15 protein-coding genes are annotated in these 21,099 nt (G+C 62.5%); 5 read left to right on the top strand and 10 right to left on the bottom strand.

The annotated features are described in order from the left end of the window. Window positions 1-10: 10 nt before the first annotated feature. The 3 genes from uvrA to LN996_RS17965 form a co-directional block, all read right to left on the bottom strand. The gene (gene uvrA / locus LN996_RS17975; RefSeq protein WP_231341764.1) at window positions 11-2,938 is read right to left on the bottom strand and encodes an excinuclease ABC subunit UvrA; all 2,928 of its coding nucleotides are present in this window, start codon (window positions 2,936-2,938) and stop codon (window positions 11-13) included. 65 nt (window positions 2,939-3,003) lie between these two features. After that, window positions 3,004-3,384: a GntR family transcriptional regulator gene (locus LN996_RS17970; protein ID WP_231341763.1), complete on the bottom strand. Its 381-nt coding sequence runs from the start codon at window positions 3,382-3,384 to the stop codon at window positions 3,004-3,006. Between the two features lie 154 nt (window positions 3,385-3,538). Next, window positions 3,539-4,318 carry a trans-aconitate 2-methyltransferase gene (locus LN996_RS17965; RefSeq protein WP_231341762.1) on the bottom strand — a complete coding sequence of 260 codons (780 nt, stop codon included), beginning with the start codon at window positions 4,316-4,318 and terminating at the stop codon, window positions 3,539-3,541. A gap of 70 nt (window positions 4,319-4,388) precedes the next feature. Here LN996_RS17965 and LN996_RS17960 point away from each other — a divergent pair, with 70 nt between their 5' ends. Genes LN996_RS17960 through LN996_RS17945 form a run of 4 tightly spaced genes read left to right on the top strand, consistent with a single transcriptional unit; the run spans window position 4,389 to window position 10,176 of the window. After that, the gene (locus LN996_RS17960; protein WP_231341761.1) at window positions 4,389-6,923 is read left to right on the top strand and encodes an RNA helicase; all 2,535 of its coding nucleotides are present in this window, start codon (window positions 4,389-4,391) and stop codon (window positions 6,921-6,923) included. An 11-nt stretch (window positions 6,924-6,934) separates the two neighbouring features. After that, window positions 6,935-8,308, top strand: coding sequence for a CoA transferase (locus LN996_RS17955; RefSeq protein WP_231341760.1), 1,374 nt, complete (start codon window positions 6,935-6,937; stop codon window positions 8,306-8,308). Between the two features lie 28 nt (window positions 8,309-8,336). After that, on the top strand, window positions 8,337-8,849 hold the full coding sequence (locus LN996_RS17950; RefSeq protein WP_231341759.1) for a GNAT family N-acetyltransferase: 513 nt from the start codon (window positions 8,337-8,339) through the stop codon (window positions 8,847-8,849). Beyond that, on the top strand, window positions 8,827-10,176 hold the full coding sequence (locus tag LN996_RS17945; RefSeq protein ID WP_231341758.1) for an alpha/beta fold hydrolase: 1,350 nt from the start codon (window positions 8,827-8,829) through the stop codon (window positions 10,174-10,176). The genes LN996_RS17950 and LN996_RS17945 overlap by 23 nt, the downstream gene beginning before the upstream one ends. Here the strand turns inward: LN996_RS17945 and LN996_RS17940 are convergent. The 4 genes from LN996_RS17940 to coaE form a co-directional block, all read right to left on the bottom strand. Further along, complete coding sequence (locus LN996_RS17940) at window positions 10,173-11,525, bottom strand: MFS transporter (RefSeq protein WP_231341757.1); 1,353 nt, start codon at window positions 11,523-11,525, stop codon at window positions 10,173-10,175. The two genes, LN996_RS17945 and LN996_RS17940, sit on opposite strands and share 4 nt — an antisense overlap. A gap of 29 nt (window positions 11,526-11,554) precedes the next feature. Next, a complete protein-coding gene (locus LN996_RS17935) occupies window positions 11,555-12,583 on the bottom strand; it encodes a TerC family protein (protein ID WP_231341756.1) in 1,029 nt (342 codons plus the stop codon). A gap of 168 nt (window positions 12,584-12,751) precedes the next feature. Beyond that, window positions 12,752-14,851: an excinuclease ABC subunit UvrB gene (gene uvrB / locus LN996_RS17930; protein WP_231341755.1), complete on the bottom strand. Its 2,100-nt coding sequence runs from the start codon at window positions 14,849-14,851 to the stop codon at window positions 12,752-12,754. A 29-nt stretch (window positions 14,852-14,880) separates the two neighbouring features. Then, window positions 14,881-16,119, bottom strand: a complete 1,239-nt coding sequence (gene coaE / locus LN996_RS17925; RefSeq protein WP_231341754.1) for a dephospho-CoA kinase — start codon at window positions 16,117-16,119, stop codon at window positions 14,881-14,883. 22 nt (window positions 16,120-16,141) lie between these two features. On the opposite strand from coaE, the gene LN996_RS17920 reads away from it, so the two are divergent. Then, a complete protein-coding gene (locus LN996_RS17920; RefSeq protein WP_231341753.1) occupies window positions 16,142-16,831 on the top strand; it encodes a YigZ family protein in 690 nt (229 codons plus the stop codon). A 142-nt stretch (window positions 16,832-16,973) separates the two neighbouring features. Here LN996_RS17920 and rpsA read toward each other — a convergent pair whose 3' ends face one another. The 3 genes from rpsA to LN996_RS17905 all read right to left on the bottom strand — a co-directional run bounded on the left by rpsA (window position 16,974) and on the right by LN996_RS17905 (window position 20,960). Further along, complete coding sequence (rpsA, locus tag LN996_RS17915; RefSeq protein ID WP_026540604.1) at window positions 16,974-18,455, bottom strand: 30S ribosomal protein S1; 1,482 nt, start codon at window positions 18,453-18,455, stop codon at window positions 16,974-16,976. A gap of 184 nt (window positions 18,456-18,639) precedes the next feature. Beyond that, entirely contained in the window at window positions 18,640-19,590 is a 951-nt protein-coding gene (locus LN996_RS17910; protein ID WP_231341752.1) for a polysaccharide deacetylase family protein, read from the bottom strand. A 50-nt stretch (window positions 19,591-19,640) separates the two neighbouring features. Then, window positions 19,641-20,960 (bottom strand): GNAT family N-acetyltransferase, encoded by a 1,320-nt coding sequence (locus tag LN996_RS17905; protein WP_231341751.1) that lies wholly within the window; start codon window positions 20,958-20,960, stop codon window positions 19,641-19,643. Window positions 20,961-21,099 lie beyond the last annotated feature (139 nt).

Genomic DNA, 21,099 nt, shown 5'->3' with positions numbered 1-21,099 from the left:
CTTCTGGTGACTAACCGAGAATTTCGGCCAGGAACGTCGCCGTGTGGCTGTCGGTGGATTTGGCCACTTGTTCAGGCGTTCCTGTGGCCACGATCTTTCCGCCACCGGAACCACCATTGGGACCAAGATCCACAATCCAGTCCGCCGACTTGATGACGTCCAGGTTGTGCTCAATGGTGATGACCGTGTTGCCCTTGTCCACCAAGCCTTGAAGAACCATGAGCAACTTTCGGATGTCCTCAAAATGCAGGCCGGTTGTGGGCTCGTCAAGAACGTAGATGCTGCGTCCGTTGGAACGCTTCTGCAACTCGGCCGCCAGTTTCACACGCTGTGCCTCGCCACCTGACAGTGTGGTTGCAGGCTGCCCCAGGCGTACGTAGCCCAGGCCGACGTCCACCAGGGTATTCAAATGCCGCGCGATCGGCGTGAAGGCGGCAAAGAATTCCGCCCCTTCCTCGATGGGCATGTTGAGGACATCCGCGATCGTCTTGCCCTTGTAGTGGACCTCGAGGGTTTCCCGGTTGTACCGGGCTCCGTGGCACACCTCGCAGGGAACATAGACGTCCGGCAGGAAGTTCATCTCGATCTTCAACGTGCCGTCTCCGGAGCATGCTTCGCAGCGCCCTCCCTTGACGTTAAAGGAGAAGCGACCAGGCTGGTATCCGCGGACCTTGGCCTCGGTGGTCTCCGCGAAGAGCTTGCGGATGTTGTCAAAGACGCCGGTGTACGTGGCCGGGTTTGACCTCGGGGTACGGCCAATAGGGCTTTGGTCAACATGGACCACCTTGTCCAGGTGCTCCAGCCCGGCGATGGTCCGGTGGCGCCCTGCGACTTGTTTGGCGCCGTTGAGCTTGTTGGCGAGGACCTTGTAGAGGATTTCATTCACCAAGGTGGATTTGCCGGAGCCACTGACCCCGGTCACCGCCGTGAACAGCCCCAAGGGGAACGTGGCATCAACGTTGTTGAGGTTGTTCTCCCGGGCACCGACAACCTTGAGTTCACGCTTCTTGTCGTACTTGCGGCGCTTCTTGGGGATATCAATCTTGCGGCGGCCGGAAAGGTAATCACCGGTAAGGGACTCCGTGTTTTCCAGGAGTTCCTTATAAGTGCCCGAGTGCACTACCTGGCCGCCGTGCTCTCCGGCACCAGGTCCGATGTCCACTACCCAGTCGGCCTCGTGGATGGTGTCTTCGTCATGCTCCACCACGATCAGGGTGTTGCCCAGGTCCCGGAGGCGGGTAAGCGTCTCGATGAGCCGCCGGTTGTCGCGCTGATGCAGACCAATGGAAGGCTCATCCAGGACGTACAGGACACCTACCAGGCCGGAGCCGATCTGGGTTGCCAGGCGGATACGCTGGGCTTCGCCACCGGACAAGGTACCCGACGGCCGCTCAAGGTTGAGGTACTCCAAACCGACATCCAGGAGGAAGGTCAGGCGGGCCTGGATCTCCTTCAGCACCTGGTTGGCGATTTGGGCTTCCCTGCTGGTCAGGGTCAAGCTGCCCAGGAACCCGGCGCATTCACGCATGGGAAGGGCCGCCACTTCAGCGATCGACTTGCCGTTGATCAGCACGGACAGCGACGCCGGGTTGAGCCGGGCACCGTTGCACTCAGGGCAGGGAATCTGACGCATGTACTCTTCGTACCGGTCACGGGCCCAATCGGAATCCGTTTCACCGTGCTTGCGGTGGACGTACTGGATGGCACCTTCAAAGCCCGTACTGTACTTACGTTCCCGGCCGAAACGGTTCTTGTACTGGACAACAACCTTGTGGTCCTTGCCGTGCAGTACGGTATTCCGGACATCCTTGGGGAGCTTTTCCCACGCGGTAGTCATGGAGAAGCCGAGTTCGTGTGCCAGGCCCTCGAGGAGACGGTTCCAATATTCCGTGGTGGCCGTGCCAAGGGACCACGGGGCAATGGCCCCCTCGCCCAGGGACAATTCGGGATTGGGAACGATCAGTTCCTCATCCACTTCGAGCTTCGTACCAATGCCGCTGCAGGCGGAGCAGGCGCCGAAGGGGTTGTTGAAGGAGAACGAGCGGGGCTCGATCTCATCGATCGCCAAGGGATGCTCATTGGGGCAGGCCAGGTTTTCCGAGAAAGCCCGGATGCGCCCGGGGTCCTCGGCATCAAGGTCGACGAACTCCGCCAGCACGCGGCCCTCGGCGAGGCCGAGCGCCGTTTCCACGGAATCAGTGAGCCGCTGGCTGATCTCTTCCTTGACCACCAAGCGGTCCACAACAACTTCGATGGTGTGTTTGAACTGCTTGCCGAGCTTGGGAGGGTCGTTCAGTTGAACCAGCTCGCCATCGACCCGGGCACGGGAATAGCCCTTGGCGGTCAGTTCCTTGAAGAGGTCAACGAACTCGCCCTTGCGGCCGCGCACTACCGGCGCCAGGACCTGGAATCGCGTGCCCGTCTCCAGTTCCAGAAGCTGGTCGACGATCTGCTGCGGTGTCTGACGGGCGATCGGTTCTCCACACACAGGACAGTGCGGGCGGCCCACGCGGGCCCAGAGCAAACGCATGTAGTCATAAATCTCGGTGATGGTGCCCACCGTTGAGCGTGGGTTCTTGCTGGTGGACTTCTGGTCGATGGATACCGCGGGCGACAAGCCTTCGATGAAGTCGACGTCAGGTTTATCCACCTGGCCAAGGAACTGGCGGGCATAGGCGGACAGCGATTCCACATACCGGCGCTGTCCTTCAGCAAAGATGGTGTCGAAAGCCAAGGAGGACTTACCGGACCCCGAAAGTCCGGTGAACACGATCATGGCATCACGGGGAAGGTCCAGGTCCACATTGCGCAGGTTGTGTTCCCGGGCGCCCTTGACTACCAGCCGCGACAGGTCTGGCCTCGCGGGCTTGGTGTCAGGAACGACAGGGATGCTGTTCAGGGATTCGATGGCGGTATCTTCAGCTAAGGCTTTGGGCACTTACCAATGCTAATCGAAAACTTCTTCGAATTTCCATGTCGTTCCTCACATGCTACTGATCGGTATCAATCCGCGTCGTAAGCGGCAGCAAGAAGCTGCACGGCCTCCGCGAACGAAGCGCCTTGGGCCTTGGCTGCTGCCGCGTATTGTGCTGCGACGTCAGCCAGCGCTCCCCAGCGGTCGTCCCGGGCGCAGACCACGGTGCCGTTCCGCCCACGGGTGGCTACCACGCCTGCCGCTTCCAGCTCCTTGTATGCCCGGGCCACCGTGTGCGGGGCAACGTCCAGCACTCCGGCCAGGTTACGCACGGGAGGCAGTTTTGCTCCGACTGCCAGGACTCCGGCGTCGGCGAGTTCAATGATCCGCAGCCGTAACTGTTCGAAGAGCGCCACCGCGCTGCTGGTGTTGGGGCGCCATGCGCCTGGAAAATCACCTGTCGGAGTCACGAAGCACTCCAACGGAGAGCCGCGGTCACCCGGGGCGTCTGTTGTTCGAAGCGTCCTTGGTCCATGCCGAGAATTAGACCAGCGACGCCCGTACGGAACAAGCCATCACGGCGCACTAAAGCCATTGCTACGCGGAGGGACGCGCCCGGGCCGGTCATGCGTTCTTTCGCGCAACGGCAAAAATCCGCCGGAAAGGGAAAATTGTTCCATGCCGGGAGGGTGGATAGGCCTCGCGCAGCAACGCGGAGTATTGCTCCTCGAACTCCGTAGCCTCCGCTGTGGACAGTGCTGCCAGCACTGGTCGAAGTCCTGTGCCTCGAACCCACTGAAGGACCGGATCCTCGCCCGGTAGTACCTGCTGGTAGGTGGTCTCCCAAGCGTCCGCCGCGCATCCGGCGTCGAGCATCACGCCCAAGTAGTCCGCCGGACTACCAACAGCACCATCGTGCCGAAGTACGCCGGACAAGCGCGACGCCCAGCGGGGCGACTCTGCGAGTTCGCGCATCAGCGTATGTGACGGGGAGGTGAAATTGCCGGGGACCTGCAGCGCAAACCAGGCGCCGGGCTTGAGGGCGCGCAACCACTTCGCCAGCATGTCCTGGTGACCCGGCACCCATTGAAGGGCTGCGTTTGTGACGACGACGTCGGTGTCGGCACCTGGTACCCACGTGGCGATGTCGCCGTGCTCGAATTCCAGGCGGCTGGATTGCCCGGCAAGGGACTCCGCTTTGAGCAGCATCTCCGCCGACGAGTCAATGCCCACCACCCGGGCTTCCGGCCAGCGCTCTGTCAAGGTCGCAGTCAGGTTCCCGGGTCCGCACCCGAGGTCCACAATATTCCGTGGGTCACTGGCCTGGATCCTCCCGACGAGGTCATGGAACGGGCGGTCCCGATGGTTGCCGAACTCCACATACTTGGACGGATCCCACTTCATCAAAGCCTCCTCGCGTCTGGCACCACTGCTGGGCAGAGCCTAAACCGTCCGGGCACTAAGCTGGAAACCAATGAAACTTCTTGAACAGCTTCCCGGTACCATCTCCGCCGATCCCCTGGACCCGGACGAAATCTACACACGGTTCGTGGAGTGGACGGAGAGCCGCGGGCTGCAGCTGTACCCTGCCCAGGACGAAGCGATCATGGAGCTCGCCTCCGGCGCCAACGTCATCCTCGCCACGCCAACGGGCTCAGGGAAATCACTGGTAGCCATCGCGGCCCACTTCGAAGCCATGGCGCGCGGCCAGCGGAGTTATTACACGGCGCCCATCAAGGCGTTGGTATCCGAAAAGTTCTTTGCTCTCTGCGACATTTTCGGCGCGGAGAACGTGGGCATGATTACCGGTGATTCCGGCGTCAACCAGGATGCCCCCATTATTTGCTGCACGGCGGAAATCCTGGCCAACATCGCCCTCCGCGAAGGGTCGACGGCGGACCTCGGTTCGGTGGTCATGGACGAGTTCCATTTCTATTCCGACCCCCAACGCGGTTGGGCATGGCAGGTGCCCCTCCTGGAACTCCCCCAGGCACAGTTCCTCCTGATGTCCGCCACCTTGGGCGACGTCTCCCGCTTCGAATCCGGACTGACTGAGCTGACGGGTCGGACCACCACCACCGTGAGCTCCGCGGAACGCCCCATTCCGCTGCACCACTACTACCACCTGACGCCGGTTCACGAGACGTTGGAGGAGTTGCTCTCCACCAAGCAGGTCCCCGTCTACGTGGTGCACTTCAGCCAGGCAGAAGCCATTGAGCGTGCCCAGAACCTCATGAGCATCAACATGTGCAGCCGTGCCGAAAAGGACCGCATCGCTGAGCTCATTGCTGGTTTCCGGTTCGCGGCCGGCTTCGGAAAAACCCTCAACAGGCTGGTCCGCCACGGTATCGGCGTGCACCACGCCGGGATGCTCCCCAAGTACCGCCGGCTGGTGGAGCAACTGGCCCAGGCCGGGCTCCTGAAAGTCATCTGCGGCACCGATACTTTGGGAGTAGGCATCAACGTGCCCATCCGGACAGTGTTGTTGACCGCTTTGAGCAAGTACGACGGCGTACGCACCAGATCGCTTAACTCACGTGAGTTCCACCAGATTGCCGGACGTGCCGGCCGGGCGGGTTACGACACCGCCGGCACGGTGGTGGTCCAGGCTCCGGACCACGTGGTGGAGAACACCAAGGCGATGGCCAAGGCCACCGCCAAGTTCGGCGATGACCAAAAGAAACTACGCCAAGTGGTGAAGAAGAAGCCCCCGGAAGGATTCGTGTCCTGGGGCGAGCCAACGTTCAAGCGGCTGGTCGAGTCGGTGCCTGATCCGCTGACGTCCAGCTTTACCGTGACCCACGCAATGTTGCTCAACCTCATGGAACGCCCGGGCGATCCCTTCCACGCAACCCGGCGCCTGCTCAGCGAGAACCATGAGAGCCGCCCCGCGCAATTGAAACTCATGAAGAAGGCCCTGGGTATCTACCGCGAGCTGCTGGCCGCCGGAGTGGTGGAACGGATCCCGGAAGAGGAACAGGAAGCCGAGGGACGCTCGGTCCGACTGACGGTACATCTGCAGGCCAACTTCGCCTTGAACCAACCCCTTTCGCCCTTCGCTCTCGCCGCGCTTGAACTTCTCGATCCGGAGTCGCCGTCGTACGCCTTGGACGTTGTTTCCGTCATCGAATCGACGCTTGAGAAGCCGCGCCAGATTCTTTCGGCGCAGCAAAAGAAGGCGCGCGGCGAGGCGGTTGCCGCCATGAAGGCGGATGGCATCGAGTATGAGCAGCGCATGGCCATGCTGGATGAAGTCACCTATCCGATGCCCTTGGCGGAGATTCTTGGCGAGGCCTTCGAGGTCTACCGCAAGGCGGCTCCTTGGGTGGGCGACTTCGAACTCGCACCAAAATCGATCATCCGGGACATGTATGAGCGCGCCATGAACTTTGGCGAGTTTGTGCAGTTCTATGGCTTGGCCCGCTCCGAGGGCATCGTCCTGCGTTATCTTGCTGACGGGTTCCGTGCGCTGCGACAGACCGTTCCCCAGGATTCGCTCCGTGAAGACCTTGAAGACCTTATTGCGTGGCTGGGGGAACTGGTCCGCCAAGTTGACTCCAGCCTTCTGGACGAATGGGAAGAGCTCACGTCCGGGCTTGGCCCCACGCAGCACGACGCTCCCCCGCCCCCGCCGCCGCTCCTGACTGCCAACATCCGTGCCTTCCGCGTGATGGTCCGGAATGAGATGTTCCGCAGGGTTGAACTCTTCGCTGATGAAGACTCTGCGGCGCTTGGCGAACTCGACGGGGAAGCCGGCTGGGACGCAGGACGTTGGGAAGAGGTCTTGGACGACTACTTCGATGAACACGACGACATTGGAACAGGTCCAGACGCGCGCGGGCCCGGTTTGCTGATCATCACCGAGGAAACCGGCACGTGGAAGGTCCGGCAGATCTTCGACGATCCCGCAAGTAACCATGACTGGGGAATCTCGGCCGAGGTGGATCTGGCAGCATCAGACGAGACCGGCACCGCGGTGGTCCGGGTAACAGACGTCAACAGGCTCTAGGTTCAGCCGCTGTGGAACCCTTCCCGGACCTGACCGACAGCCTGCGGGGGTTGGAAGCCCTCCGTGCAGCACTCCCGGCGGGCTGCTTGGGTCCGCGTCGATGGTGGGGCGGCCCCCTGGACGTAGAAAGGCTCGCGCTCGGGTCAGTACAGGCAGCAGCAACGGCCCTCCAGGCCCTGACAGGTACGGCCGGTCGGTATGCTGTGGCGTCAGGCCCAACGGCTGCTTCCTTCGATTCCCTGGGGCACCTCAGGATTTCGGGCATGAAGCCCCAAGGTTTCGCCCGGATGTCGGGATTCCGGCCGACCCTGGACGGCTGGATCCGCCTGCATGCCAATTACCCGCACCATGCCGCACGGTTGATGGACACGCTCGCGGCCAGCACGCCCCATGACGTAGACCGGGCCCTGCTTTCCATGACGTCGGCGGAAGCCGAGGAAGCCATCGCGGCAGGGAAAGGTGTTGCGGCGGCTGTTCGCACACGGGAAGAGTGGCTTTCGTCACCCATGCACGGCGGGGCAAGCGCGGGTTCTTGGATCAGCTTCATCCGTCCTGCATCGGCCCAGGCGGAGCCTTCGCGGCCGTCGTCGTGGGTGCCCTCCGCGGAGCCGTTTCAGCCCCTGGCAGGATTACGGGTCCTCGACTTAACGCGGGTTATTGCGGGGCCAACAGCCACCCGCTTCCTTGGTGCTTTGGGTGCGGATGTGCTCCGTATCGATCCCCCGGGCCTTCCTGAGCTCACCGATGCTTTCGTCGACTCCGGTTTCGACAAGCGCAGCGCGGAAGCCGACCTGGGCAATGCCCAAGTGCTGGCAGCTGTGCAGCAGCTGCTCGCGTCAGCTGACGTCGTGGTGACCGGATACCGCCGCGGCGGCCTGGACAGGTTCGGCCTCGGCCCTGAAGAACTGCTTGCCACCAGGCCTGATCTTGTGGTGGTGACGTTAAATGCGTGGGGCAGCGGACCGTGGACTGCCAGACGCGGTTTCGACAGCCTGGTGCAGGCAGCCTGCGGAATCGCTGAACGGTACGGACGGCATGACGACGACGGTTGGAAGCCTGGCGTGCTCCCTGTCCAGGCCTTGGACCACGCAACGGGGTACGGTCTCGCAGCAGCCGCGCTGGCCTTGCTGGCTCAACGGCTCAGGACAGGCGGAGGCGGAACAGCGCAGCTTTCCCTCGCTCGGACAGCTGAGGAGCTGTTCCGTTTGCCGGCGCCCAAGCAGTCCGCGCTGAGCACCCTGCCGGAACCGGAGTACCTCGAAATGGAGAGTCCTTACGGCCACCTCCGGTTTGTCGGACCTCCATTGACGGTTGACGGTGTTCCCCTTCGGTATGGCAGGGCCCCCACTCGGTACGGCACCTCGGCACTGGCCTGGCGGGAGTAGGCGCGGCTCCCCTAGTAAGCTCAAAGGCATGAGTGTAATCCGCCCAGCCACTGTAGAAGACGTCCCTGCCATCCTCCGTATGATCCATGATCTTGCGATCTACGAGAAGGAACCGGACGCTGTCAAAAACACTCCGGAGATGCTTACCGAAGTACTTTTCGGCGAGAATCCCCGTGTCTACGCCACTATGGCCGAAAACAGTGCGGGCACAGTGCAGGGCTTCGCCCTGTGGTTCCTGAACTACTCAACCTGGGAAGGCGTCCACGGCATCTACCTCGAAGACCTCTACGTGATTCCCGACGCTCGCGGCGAGGGCCATGGCAAGGCCCTGCTGCAGCATCTGGCCACCACCGCCGTCGAGCATGGCTATGCCCGCGTGGAGTGGAGCGTCCTGAACTGGAACGAACCTTCCATCAACTTCTACAAGAACCTTGGCGCCTTCCCGATGGAGGAATGGTCCACTTTCCGTCTGACCGGCGACGCCCTTAACGCCTTCGGCGCGAAGGCGGGCCACGCCAATGAGGCCCTTGCCCGTGGCTGACCGGCACCCCAACGAAGCGCACAGCATCCGCGCCCACCACGAATTCCGGGGGGTACGGACTGCGGAACACTATTTCACGGTCCCCTTGGTGCACGCAGCTGCTGGATCCGGCAACATCGGCGAGACAATCACGATCTTTGCCAGGGAGTACTCCTCCACGGAGCACACGCCTGAGCAGGCCGGCAGGCTTCCGTGGCTCTTGTATTTGCAGGGCGGTCCGGGCGGCCGGGGAAACCGGGTTACCTCGCTGTCCGGATGGATGAAGGCGGCTGCCAAAGATTTCCGTATCCTCATGCTGGATCAACGCGGAACGGGGTTGTCCACGCCCGTCGAGCAGCAGTCACTGGGGCTCAGGGGCGACACCACGGCCCAAGTCGAATACCTGACCCACTTCCGTGCCGGCTCCATCGTGGCTGACGCTGAATACATAAGGAAAGTCCTGGGTTCAGGGCCCTGGTCCGTCCTCGGCCAGAGCTTCGGTGGCTTCTGCGCGTTGACCTATCTGTCATTCGCGCCGGAGGGGCTGCGCGAGGTGCTCATCACCGGTGGGCTGGCCCCGCTCCACGGTCCGGCGGACCGTGTGTATCACGCGACGTTCCACCGCGTCGCCGCACGGAATGCCGAATACTTCTCCTGGTACCCCGAAGACCGGGAGAAAGTCACAAGGATCGCCCGTCACCTGGAGCGGCAACCTGAGTTCCTGGCAAGTGGTGAAAGGCTAACGACCGAGCGCTTCCAGATGGTGGGATCATTCCTGGGCGGTAACACCCGCGTGGATGCCCTCCACTATCTCCTGGAGGACGCCTTCATCGACACGCCGTCCGGAGAACGCCTGTCGGAATCGTTCCTCGAACAAGTGCGGGGGCTCGTTAGCCGTGCCGCCAATCCCTTGTACGCCGTCCTGCACGAGTCCATCTACGGTCAGGATGAGGCAACCAACTGGGCCGCGTGGCGCGTGTTGGAAACCTATCCGGAGTTCAGGCCCGATGCCGCGGAACCACTGCTGACAGGCGAGATGGTTTATCCGTGGTACTTCGAACAGGACCCGGCACTCGTCCCCCTCCGTGACGTAGCTGAACTGCTGGCCGCCAGGAAGGACTGGAAGCCGTTGTACGACCCCGCACGATTGGCGGCCAACACAGTGCCTGTAGCCGCAGCCGTGTATAAGGACGACATCTACGTGGATCACGATCTGTCACTCGAAACGGCTGAAGCGGTGCGTGGTCTTCAGCCGTGGGTCACCTCGGACTTCCACCATGACGGCATTGGCGAAGACGGCGAGGGCATCTTCGCCCGGCTTTTCAGGATGGTCCGCTCAACTCGCTAGACCGCGGGACTATCCGTTGTCCGGTCCTGCGCCTCGGCCGATCTCCCGCGGACTGCCGTGACGGCTGTCAGGGCCAACACGGCTGCGGCGAGGATGCTTGAAGCGACGTTGAGGCCTTGATAGCCGATCCAGGCCAAGAGCAAGCCCGAGGTGGCGCCGCCGATTGCGCCGGCGCCACCCATGAGCGTGTCCGAGACGCCCTGCACCGTCACGCGTTCGTCAGGTGCAACGCTTTCGGCCAAAAGGGTCGATCCGGCGATGGTTGCTGCAGACCAACCCAAGCCCAAGAGAACCAGTCCGGCGGTAACAAGCACGGGCTCACGCTGGCCAAACCCGGCGATGAACACCGCCACCAACAGCAGTCCGTGCCCCATGGCGATGGTTTGCAAGCGCCCTGCTTTATCGGTCAGCCAGCCCCACAGTGGGGAAAGCGCAAACATTCCTGCGATGTGGAGCGAAATCGTGAGGCCTATGACCACCAGTGCGTCCGTGCTGTCGGTTGCCCCACCATGATGCCCTTCGTGGGAACCGCCCACGAGTTGTTGGAGGTGCAGGGGCGTCATGGACATGACTGCCACCATGACACCGTGTGCCGCCACCACGGCGGCCAAGGCCAACAAGGCCCGGGGCGACGCGCGGACGGCACGCAGCCCGGAACGGATGGTTCCCCGCACAGGCTGCGCTCCAGCACCTCCGTTGCCGTCGGCCTCCGACACCAGTCTCCGGGACAACAACAGCGGGTCGGGCCTCAGGCCCACGAACAGCAGGGCGGCAGCCAGAAACAGCCCGGCTGCTGAGAATACGAACGGTCCGGCGATAGGAGGCAGCCCAAGGGCTGCGCCCACCACTGCACCTGGCTGGATCAGGTTGGGACCGGCGACAGCACCGATGGTAATGGCCCAGACGACCGTGGACAGTGACCGCCCGCGGTGCTCAGGTTCAGCGAGGTCGACGGCGGCGAACCTCGCCTGGAGATTCGCGGCCGTGCCCAGGCCAAGGAAGGCCGCCCCAAGCAGGAGCAGGACGAATGACTGGCCCATCACGGACGCGATGATGAGGAGCGCCCCGACCATCGCAGCGACCAGTCCTGTCACCAGTCCTACCCGGCGGCCCCTCGATTCCGCGAGGCGCGCCAAGGGCAGCGCGGCGATCGCCGCCGCGAGTGTCAGGACGGTGGTGATGGAGCCTGCCCATGCTTCGGAACCTGACAGGTCCACAGCCAGCAACGATCCGATGGAGAGTGTGGCTCCATTGCCAACGCCGCTGAGCAGCTGTGCGGAACTGAGCAGGAAAACAGTACGGCGCTGAACCCGTTGTGGGTCCAGCGCCGTAGTTGAAGTGGTAGTCACTTCACGAGACTACAACTTTCCGAGGAGAGTTACTCTGCCTCGCTCATGCTCTTTTTGGCATCTTCTTCAAGCCGTGCATCCAGCTTGGCCTGCCGTGCTTGCGGGCTCAGGAGGCTGGCAACCACTGCCACGATGATGGTTCCGACAATGACCGCCAGCGACACGTAGGTGGGAATCTCAGGTGCCCACTCGATGTGGTGGCCGCCGTTGATGAACGGAAGTTCGTTGACGTGCATGGCGTGCAGGACGAGCTTGACGCCGATGAAGGCGAGAATCACGGACAGTGCGTGCTTCAGGTACACCAGGCGTGTCATGAGTCCACCGAGGAGGAAGTACAACTGGCGCAGGCCCATCAGCGCGAAAATGTTCGCCGTGAAGACGATGAAGGCGCTCTGGGTCAGGCCGAAGATCGCGGGGATGGAGTCAACCGCGAACAGGAGGTCCGTCAAGCCGATGGTGATGAAAACAATCAGCATTGGCGTGAAGACCTTCTTGCCCTCCACCACGGTGCGGATCTTGTTGCCGTCAAACTTCTCGGACATCGGCAGGACCTTGCGAAGGCGGGCGATCAGCGGGTTCTCGGCACCCTCTTCTTCATCCTCGCCGGAGTCCTTGGCCTGCTTCCAGGCAGTCCACAGGAGGAACGCACCGAAGATGTAGAAGACCCAGCTGAACTGTTCAATCACGACGGCGCCGAGGGCGATGAAGATACCGCGGAGGATCAGGGCGATGATGATGCCCACCATCAGCACTTCCTGCTGGTACTTACGGGGCACCGAGAAGCGGGCCATGATGATGATGAAGACAAAGAGGTTGTCGATGCTGAGGCTGTACTCAGTGACCCAGCCGGCGACGAACTGGCCGCCGTATTCCGGGCCGGCGAACGCGAACATGGCTACGGCAAAGAGCAGTGCCAGTCCTACATAGAAGCTGACCCACAGGCCGGCTTCCTTCATGGAAGGTTCATGGGGACGCTTGACGACCAACAGGAGGTCGATCAGCAGGATGATTCCGAGAACGACAAACGAGCCGATCTCAAACCAGACGGGAAGCTGCATTAAAGGTGCCTTTCGCAGGGTACGGGAAAGCGGTGTAAGTCTCTCCGGCCTGCCAGGGTGCGGTGAATGCAAAAATTGGCGGCCCGCTAGATCCGGCGAGGCATCTGTGCCTTGCGTGCTGACGGACGTAGCGCTTGGGATACTCCCCTACGTGACCTCAACCTTACCTTAGGCGTGCCCGGCGGACTGCATCTGGCGTAATTCGCGCTTCAACTCCTTGACTTCGTCACGGATGCGGGCGGCGACTTCGAATTGCAGTTCAGCAGCCGCCCCGTGCATCTGTTCGGTCAGCTGCTCAATGAGGCCCACCAAGTCCTCGGCTGGAGCAGCGGCGAGGCCATCCTGCCGAACCGTTGCCGCACCCTTGGCAGCGGTCTTGCCGCGTTTGCCACCCTTGGCGAGTCGGTTGTTGTTGAGAAGCTCCTGGGTGTCTGCGTCTTCCTTGGCCAACTGGTCCGTGATATCAGCAATCTTCTTCCGCAACGGCTGCGGATCAATGCCATGGTCCGTGTTGTACTGCACCTGGATGGCGCGGCGCCGGTTGGTTTCTTCAATGGCGTGGGCCATGGAATCGGTAATCCGGTCCGCGTACATGTGGACCTGGCCCGACACGTTACGCGCTGCGCGGCCGATGGTCTGGATCAGAGAGGTGGATGAACGCAGGAACCCTTCCTTGTCAGCGTCGAGGATGCTCACGAGGGAAACCTCAGGCAGGTCGAGGCCTTCACGGAGGAGGTTGATGCCTACAAGGACATCAAACACGCCCATCCGCAGCTCACGGAGCAGCTCCACCCGCCTCAGGGTGTCGACATCGGAGTGCAAGTACTCCACCTTGACGCCGTGTCCCACCAGGTAGTCAGTAAGGTCCTCGGCCATGCGCTTGGTCAATGTCGTGACGAGGACGCGCTCGTTCTTCTCTGTGCGGGTCCTGATCTCCCCCAGCAAGTCGTCAATCTGCCCCTTGGTGGGTTTGACTACTACCTCGGGGTCGATGAGGCCCGTGGGACGGATGATCTGCTGGACGTAGCCGTCAGCCTTGCCAAGCTCGTATTTACCGGGCGTTGCGGACAAGTACACCGTCTGGCCGATGCGTTCGAGGAATTCGTCCCACTTCAGCGGTCGGTTGTCCATGGCTGATGGCAGGCGGAAGCCGAAGTCCACCAGGTTCCGCTTACGGGACATGTCGCCTTCATACATGGCGCCAATCTGCGGGATGGTGACGTGGGATTCATCCACCACCAGGAGGAAATCGTCCGGGAAGTAGTCGATGAGGCAGTGCGGAGCGGTCCCGGGATTACGGCCGTCAATGTGCACGGAGTAGTTCTCGATTCCGTTGCAGAAGCCCATCTGCTGCATCATTTCGAGGTCGTACGTGGTGCGCATGCGAAGGCGCTGGGCCTCTACCAGCTTGTTCTGGCTTTCGAGGACCTGCAGGCGGTCGGCAAGTTCGTCCTCGATGCGCTTGATGGCACGGGCCATCCGCTCCGGGCCGGCCACGTAGTGCGAGGCCGGGAACACGTACATCTCTTCTTCGTCGCGGAGGACCTCTCCGGTCAAAGGATGGAGGGTCTGGATGTTCTCGATTTCATCTCCGAAGAACTCAATCCTGATGGCAAGTTCTTCATACATGGGGATGATCTCCACGGTGTCGCCGCGGACCCGGAATGTGCCCCGGTGGAAGTCCATGTCATTGCGGGCGTACTGCATGGAGACGAATTTCCGGAGGAGATCGTCGCGGTTCATCTCCGCGCCCTTTCGCAGCGTGACCATGCCCGCAATGTACTCTTCCGGCGTACCCAGGCCGTAGATACAGGAGACTGTGGCCACTACGATGACGTCGCGGCGGGTCAACAACGCGTTGGTCGCCGAGTGCCGGAGGCGTTCAACTTCCTCGTTGATGGAGGAATCCTTCTCAATAAAGGTATCCGTCTGGGCTACGTACGCCTCGGGCTGGTAGTAGTCGTAGTACGAGACGAAGTACTCCACCGCATTGTTTGGCAGCAGTTCCCGGAATTCATTGGCCAATTGCGCGGCAAGGGTCTTGTTCTGAACCATGACCAGGGTGGGTCGCTGGACTTGCTCAATAAGCCAGGCCGTAGTGGCACTCTTTCCCGTACCAGTGGCGCCGAGGAGGACCACGTCCTTTTCCCCGTTATTGATGCGTTCCGTCAGTTCCGCGATTGCGGTGGGCTGGTCACCGGCGGGTTTGAATTCGCTGATCACTTCGAACGGCGCGACGACACGGTTGATTTCCTGGGCAAGGCTCATAGAACAAATCTACCCCCGGCCACGGACAGCTACTGTCCGCGTTTGCCCTCGGCAGAAGACATATACGACGGCGGCTGCCAGCCTGTGCGGTCGGCCCACTCTTCCATGAGCGGCCAGGCAACGTCCGTGAACCACGGCTCCTTGGTATCCGCGTAGCCCGTGCTGCTGTTGTCGCCCACATGTGCTGCGGCGATTTCGCGCTTATGCGCTTCATACGTCGTGACGGCTGTGGGTTCGGACCGCAGCCAGTCGCGGAAGAGCAACGCGTAACGCCACCCCGGTGATCCCGCGACCCGCACGTGCAGGTTCACCGGCCGGCAAGGATCGGCGTTGGCGTGGAACCGCTTCTGCCACTGTGCGGGCTCAGGTTGGGTGGGTTTGGGTGTGTCCTGGTTGGCTCCCGGCACTGCAGGGAATCCGGCTTGGGCGAGTTGGACTGCGAGTCGATCTGCCACCCCAAGATCGGCGACAGCTACTTGGAGGTCCAGGACGTCCTTTGCTGCCAGCCCGGGTACTGACGTGGAACCGATATGGTCCACGGCCAGGATGTCCTGGGGTGCCACAGCCGCAATGCGGGCCCCGAGGCGAGCGGCCTGACGGTTCCAGTCAGGTGTCCATGGGGTGATGACCGGGCCAAAGTGTCGAGCCGCCCTTGTCCCCCGGCTGATGTTTTCCGCAAAAGGCAACAGCCTCCCAGTCCACAGGGCGTCAACTTCGGCCCGCAGCTCGTCACGGCCCCCCGCGTTTAACAGGACTACATCGGCAGCGGCAATACGTTGTTCACGAGTGGCCTGCGCCGCCATGCGGGCCCGCGCGTCTTCCGGAGTCATCCCCCGGAATTCGACCATACGGTCAATGCGCACGTCGTCCGGGGCATCCACAACGACCACCAAGTGGAAATTGCTGCCCTGGCCGGTTTCGACGAGGAGCGGGATGTCCTGCACGACGATGTCGCCGGCGCCGGCCCCTGCCATGATGGTGGCGGCGGCCTCGCGTACCAGCGGATGAATGATGCTGTTGAGCAATTCGCGTTGGGATGGATCCTGGAACACGATGGCTCCCAGCTTGGGCCGATCCAGTCTGCCGTCTGCGTCGAGGATGCCCGGACCGAACGCCTCCACGACACGGCGGAGGCCGGGTGTACCCGGTTCCACCACTTGGCGGGCAATGAGGTCCGCGTCGATGAGGAGCGCACCCAGTTCCTGCAACCTGGATGCCACCAATGATTTCCCTGAGGCGATGCCGCCCGTCAGCCCGATCTTCAGCACTCCTCAACACTAGACTGAAGCGGTGGAAAACGAGGAAGACAGCCGTGCGACCACCTATACGACATTGACGGACGGTCCGGACTTCCGCCATGAGCTGGAAATACGCCGGTCCCGTTTCATCACGGTCCTTCGGCGGTCCCCCGACGAGGAAACTGCCCGTTCCCTGGTGGCAGAGCTCCGGCGCGAATTCCACGATGCCCGCCACCACTGCTCGGCGTTCGTCATCGGGCCGGACCGCATGATCCAACGCTCCAGTGACGACGGCGAACCGTCCGGCACCGCCGGCATCCCCATGCTCGAAGCCCTCATCAAACGCGAAGCTATGCCCGGGGTCACGGACCTCACTGACGTGAGTGCCGTCGTCGTGCGCTATTTCGGTGGGATTCTCCTGGGCGCGGGCGGACTGGTCCGCGCTTACTCCGAATCAGTCTCTTCTGCCTTGGATCTCGCTCCACTGGTTCAGCGTCGGAGGCTGCGGATATGTGCCATTGACGTTCCCCACGCCGACGCCGGCCGGCTGGAGAACGAACTTCGGAGTACAGGGTACGTCATGGCGGACACCGGCTATGGAGCCAAGCACGCCACACTCCGTATTGCGCTTCCGGACGATGCGGCAACCATTTCCGAGGCGCACGCCCGTCTGGCTTCCCTGACGTCCGGGAATTTGGAGTTGCGGCCACAGGGAACCGAATGGGTGGATCTTCCCCGCTGACTTCACCACGAGGAGTCTCAGCCGTTTGGGGGCGCATCAGTCCGTGCCGCTGGCTTCACGTCGCGGCTTAAGCAGAAGGACCCCCGCCCGGAGGCAGGGGTCCTTCTTTGGCTATTCAGCACATCCCGTGAGGGAGGCGGAATTAGTTGCCGGTCAGCTTCTCACGCAGTGCGGCGAGTGCTTCGTCGGACGCCAGGGTACCGCCGCCGGTGTTGGACTCAGCAGCGGCCGGCTCCGAGGAGTAGCTCGTGGTGCCGGAATCGCTCTCACCGGACGTTGCAGCAGCAGCGTCGTCAGCAGCGTGCTGGGCAACCTGCTTCTTGTGGGCTTCCCAACGGGTCTGGGCGTCAGCGTACTGCTGCTCCCAAGCTGCACGCTGGGTCTCGTAACCTTCGAGCCATTCGTTCGACTCGGGGTCGAAGCCCTCGGGGTACTTGTAGTTGCCCTCTTCGTCGTACTCAGCGGCCATGCCGTACAGAGCGGGATCGAACTCGGTGCTGTCAGCGTCAACGCCCTCGTTAGCCTGCTTGAGGGAGAGGGAGATGCGGCGACGCTCGAGGTCGATGTCGATGACCTTGACGAACAGTTCGTCGCCAACGGAGACAACCTGCTCTGCGAGCTCCACGTGGCGGACAGCCAGCTCGGAGATGTGCACGAGGCCTTCGATGCCGTCTTCGACGCGAACGAACGCACCGAACGGAACCAGCTTGGTGACCTTACCCGGAACAACCTGGCCGAGGGCGTGGGTGCGGGCGAAGGTCTGCCACGGATCTTCCTGCGTAGCCTTGAGCGACAGGGAGACACGCTCGCGGTCCAGATCCACTTCGAGGACCTCGACGGTGACTTCCTGGCCAACTTCGACAACCTCGGACGGGTGGTCGATGTGCTTCCAGGACAGCTCGGAAACGTGAACGAGGCCGTCTACGCCGCCGAGGTCCACGAATGCACCGAAGTTGACGATGGAGGAAACAACGCCCGGACGAACCTGGCCCTTTTCCAGCTTGTTGAGGAACGTGGAGCGAACCTCGGACTGGGTCTGCTCGAGCCATGCACGGCGGGACAGCACAACGTTGTTGCGGTTCTTGTCCAGCTCGATGATCTTGGCTTCGATCTGCTGACCGATGTACGGAGCCAGGTCGCGGACGCGACGCATCTCGACGAGGGATGCGGGCAGGAAGCCGCGCAGGCCGATGTCCAGGATGAGGCCACCCTTGACAACCTCGATGACGGTACCGGTAACGACACCGTCTTCTTCCTTGACCTTCTCGATGTCGCCCCAGGCGCGCTCGTACTGAGCACGCTTCTTGGAGAGGATCAGACGGCCTTCTTTGTCTTCCTTGGTGAGAACCAAAGCTTCGACCTGATCGCCAACGGCGACAACGTCGCCGGGGTCAACATCGTGCTTGATGGAAAGCTCGCGGGAAGGGATGACACCTTCGGTCTTGTAACCGATGTCGAGCAGAACTTCGTCGCGGTCGACCTTGACGACGGTACCTTCGACGAGGTCTCCGTCGTTGAAGTACTTGATGGTGGCGTCGACAGCTGCGAGGAAGTCCTCAGCGGTACCGATGTCGTTAATGGCGACTACGGGGGTACCGGGCTTCTCGGTGGAGGTGATGGTCATGTAGTAGGGGCTCCGTTGTGGATAGTGAGTCGGTCAGGCAAACCGCTGCCGCCCGGGTCCGGACGGCAGAACACGGCAAATTACCGGGTCATCCTGATTTGTGGATTAATACAAAATGGATGCATGCACGTAGTACACGCCCGTTTATTCTAGTCGCATAGGCAAAGCAGGGTCAAAAGGAGTGTCACACGCCCAGCACGTCCCGCAGGCGGCCGAAGGTGACGCCCCGGTCGAGCAGCCCCGGCAAAACCCGGGCGTATCCTTCCGCAGTCCCGGACGCCGGCCTGTTGAAGTGTGAAATGACGATGTCACCGGCCGCCACGCGTCCTACCTCCGCGGCCACGGTGGCTGCCGAATAGGTGGCGCCGCCGTCACCATTGACTGTGAAATTGACGGGCAGCATGCCAAGCCTGCGAGTCATTTCCGCCGCTAAGTCGTCGTAGAACGCAGTCCCCGGCCGGAAGAACTTAGGGGCGGCCCCGGTGAGTTCCTGCAGCAGAGCATGGTTCCCCATCAGCTCGTCATAGGCAGCAGCGGCGGTGGCCGTTCCGGGGATTCCGTAAGCAGACCTCCCGTTAACGGAAAGCGGCTGGTGCATGGTGCCATGGTTGGCGAGTTCGAACAGGGGGTCCGCCGCCAGTTCCTCCGACAACGACCGATTGGCATGGATCCACCGGCTGTTGATGAACAGCGTGGCAGGGACGTCGAGCCGGCGGAGGGTACGCAACAAGGCGTTGTCGCACCCCGCGCCGCCCGGCCCGCCACAGGCGTCAAACGTCAAGGCCACGTGCTGCGATGGCGAGTTGTTGACCACTCCGGTGATGTGCAGCCCCCATTCCCTGGGATGCCTGCCGGCGAACTCGGCCACGATCTGCTGCCTGTCCGGCACTGCGGCCGGTTTGGACGTCGGTGCTGGTGCGAGGGCGGCGGCAGCCTGTTCGCTTGATCTTGCAGCGATCGACGGCGGTGGTGTGGCCGGGCCCGTCCCCGCCGCCACGGAGGGCGCCGATGCTGCCGAGGGTACTTCGACGGATGCGCCGTCAGCGCATGCTGCCAGGGCAGCGGACGCGAGGCCCGCCATTCCAAGCAGCACAGATCGCCGGCCGGCCAATGGCCGCCGCTTGGAATCCCCCATGGATGTCCTTACTCAGATGTGGCTATGTGGTTGTGATGAGGTGGTGCGGCCTAGAAGTGCGTCAAGCAATGAGCCGGGCGCTCGACCGCGAACAGTTGATGGGCCAGGAACGCGGCACCCGAGGACTTTTCGTGGATGCGCCCGGCGGCGGCCAGGGTCACCGGCGACACCACGCCAAGATAGATGGAGGCGAGGTCGGCCACGTCCATGCTGAGGTCGGGTGACTGTCCGGAGGCTTCAGTTACGACGGCGGCGGCAGCACCGCCGTCGGACTCCAGGACCCAAGTGCCACCCGCCAGGGAGAGCGGGTCCGTCACTTCCAGGACCAAGCGACCTGCCGAGGCGTAATGGCGGGCCTGCAAGGCGGACTGTATGTCCAGGATCCGGAGCCACAGCATGTCGCGGACTTCGGAGGCCTCGATGCAGCGTGGGTCCTCAAGCGCCCACGCCAGGGCGTCGTCAACCGGGGCTTCGGCCCAGGTTACTTCCTCAATGAGGTCGATGCTGCCCAGGAAGCGCCACAGATCGAGGTATCCGGTATTGGTAGCGGCCACCAGGTCCACGATTTCCATGGTGTACGGCTTGTGGTCCCACCCCTTGAAACGGTAGGAGACGAAGCCATCCAATGCCCCGGACAGGTCGTAGTGCAGGGCACAGCGGACGCTGGTGTCGGGCTTGCCGTCATGCCCAATGGAACCCGAGGCAACAAGCCGGTAATACTCCTGGCGGTCCACCGAGCCCGGCGACAGCCGCTGCACACGCTTGAACACGTGGGGTGCCAGTTCCAACAGGACCGATGGATCGGCGACCTCCACTGTTCCCTGCGGCTGTCCCTTCATCCGGAATCGGGGACCCGTGTCAACTTTGATGCTGCGCTCAAACGTAGCCACACCGAAGCCGAAACGCCCATAGATGGAACCTTCGGAGGCCGTCAGCGCCGCCATGGCCAGGCCGTCATCCTTGGCGCTCTCCAGGTCGGCAGTGATCATCCCCCGCAGGATTCCATGGCGGCGGTGTGTTCCGCGGACAGTCACAGCCGTGACCAGGTTGGCTTCAAGCTGCCGGCCAAAACCGATATTCAGGGCCTTGCGCATGGTGGCGTAGGTTGCCACCGGCACATTGGCGCCAAGGGAGTGCTCCGGTACGGGGCCGTTGACGTAGACGCCTGTCAGCTCACGCTTGTCGGTCTGGTATGAAGCAAGGGTCTTGGCGACGTACTCGTCATCACGCCGCTGCTGGTGGAATCCGTGCGATACAGCCTGCACCCACGTGGCGCAGCGGCTGTAGCCGGCGGCGTCTTCCTTGTCGGCTACGGCGGGAAAACGCTGGACGGAATATTTTTGGGAGGTTGGTTCATTGGGATCGGCCACGATTCCGAGCCTAGTCAGACGCCGCCCGCGGGCGCCCCCCCCCCCCCCCGCCCCGGCCGCGGGGGCCCCGGCCCCCCCCCGGCAACGCTTGGCCGGAGATGAGCCGCGCGTGGACGCGCCGGATGTTGGTGTCCACCAC

It is taken from the genome of Arthrobacter sp. AK01 (assembly GCF_021109375.1).
Lineage (GTDB): Bacteria > Actinomycetota > Actinomycetes > Actinomycetales > Micrococcaceae > Arthrobacter.
Note: the sequence above shows the minus strand (reverse complement) of the source record. Positions and strands in the feature narration are given on the sequence as shown.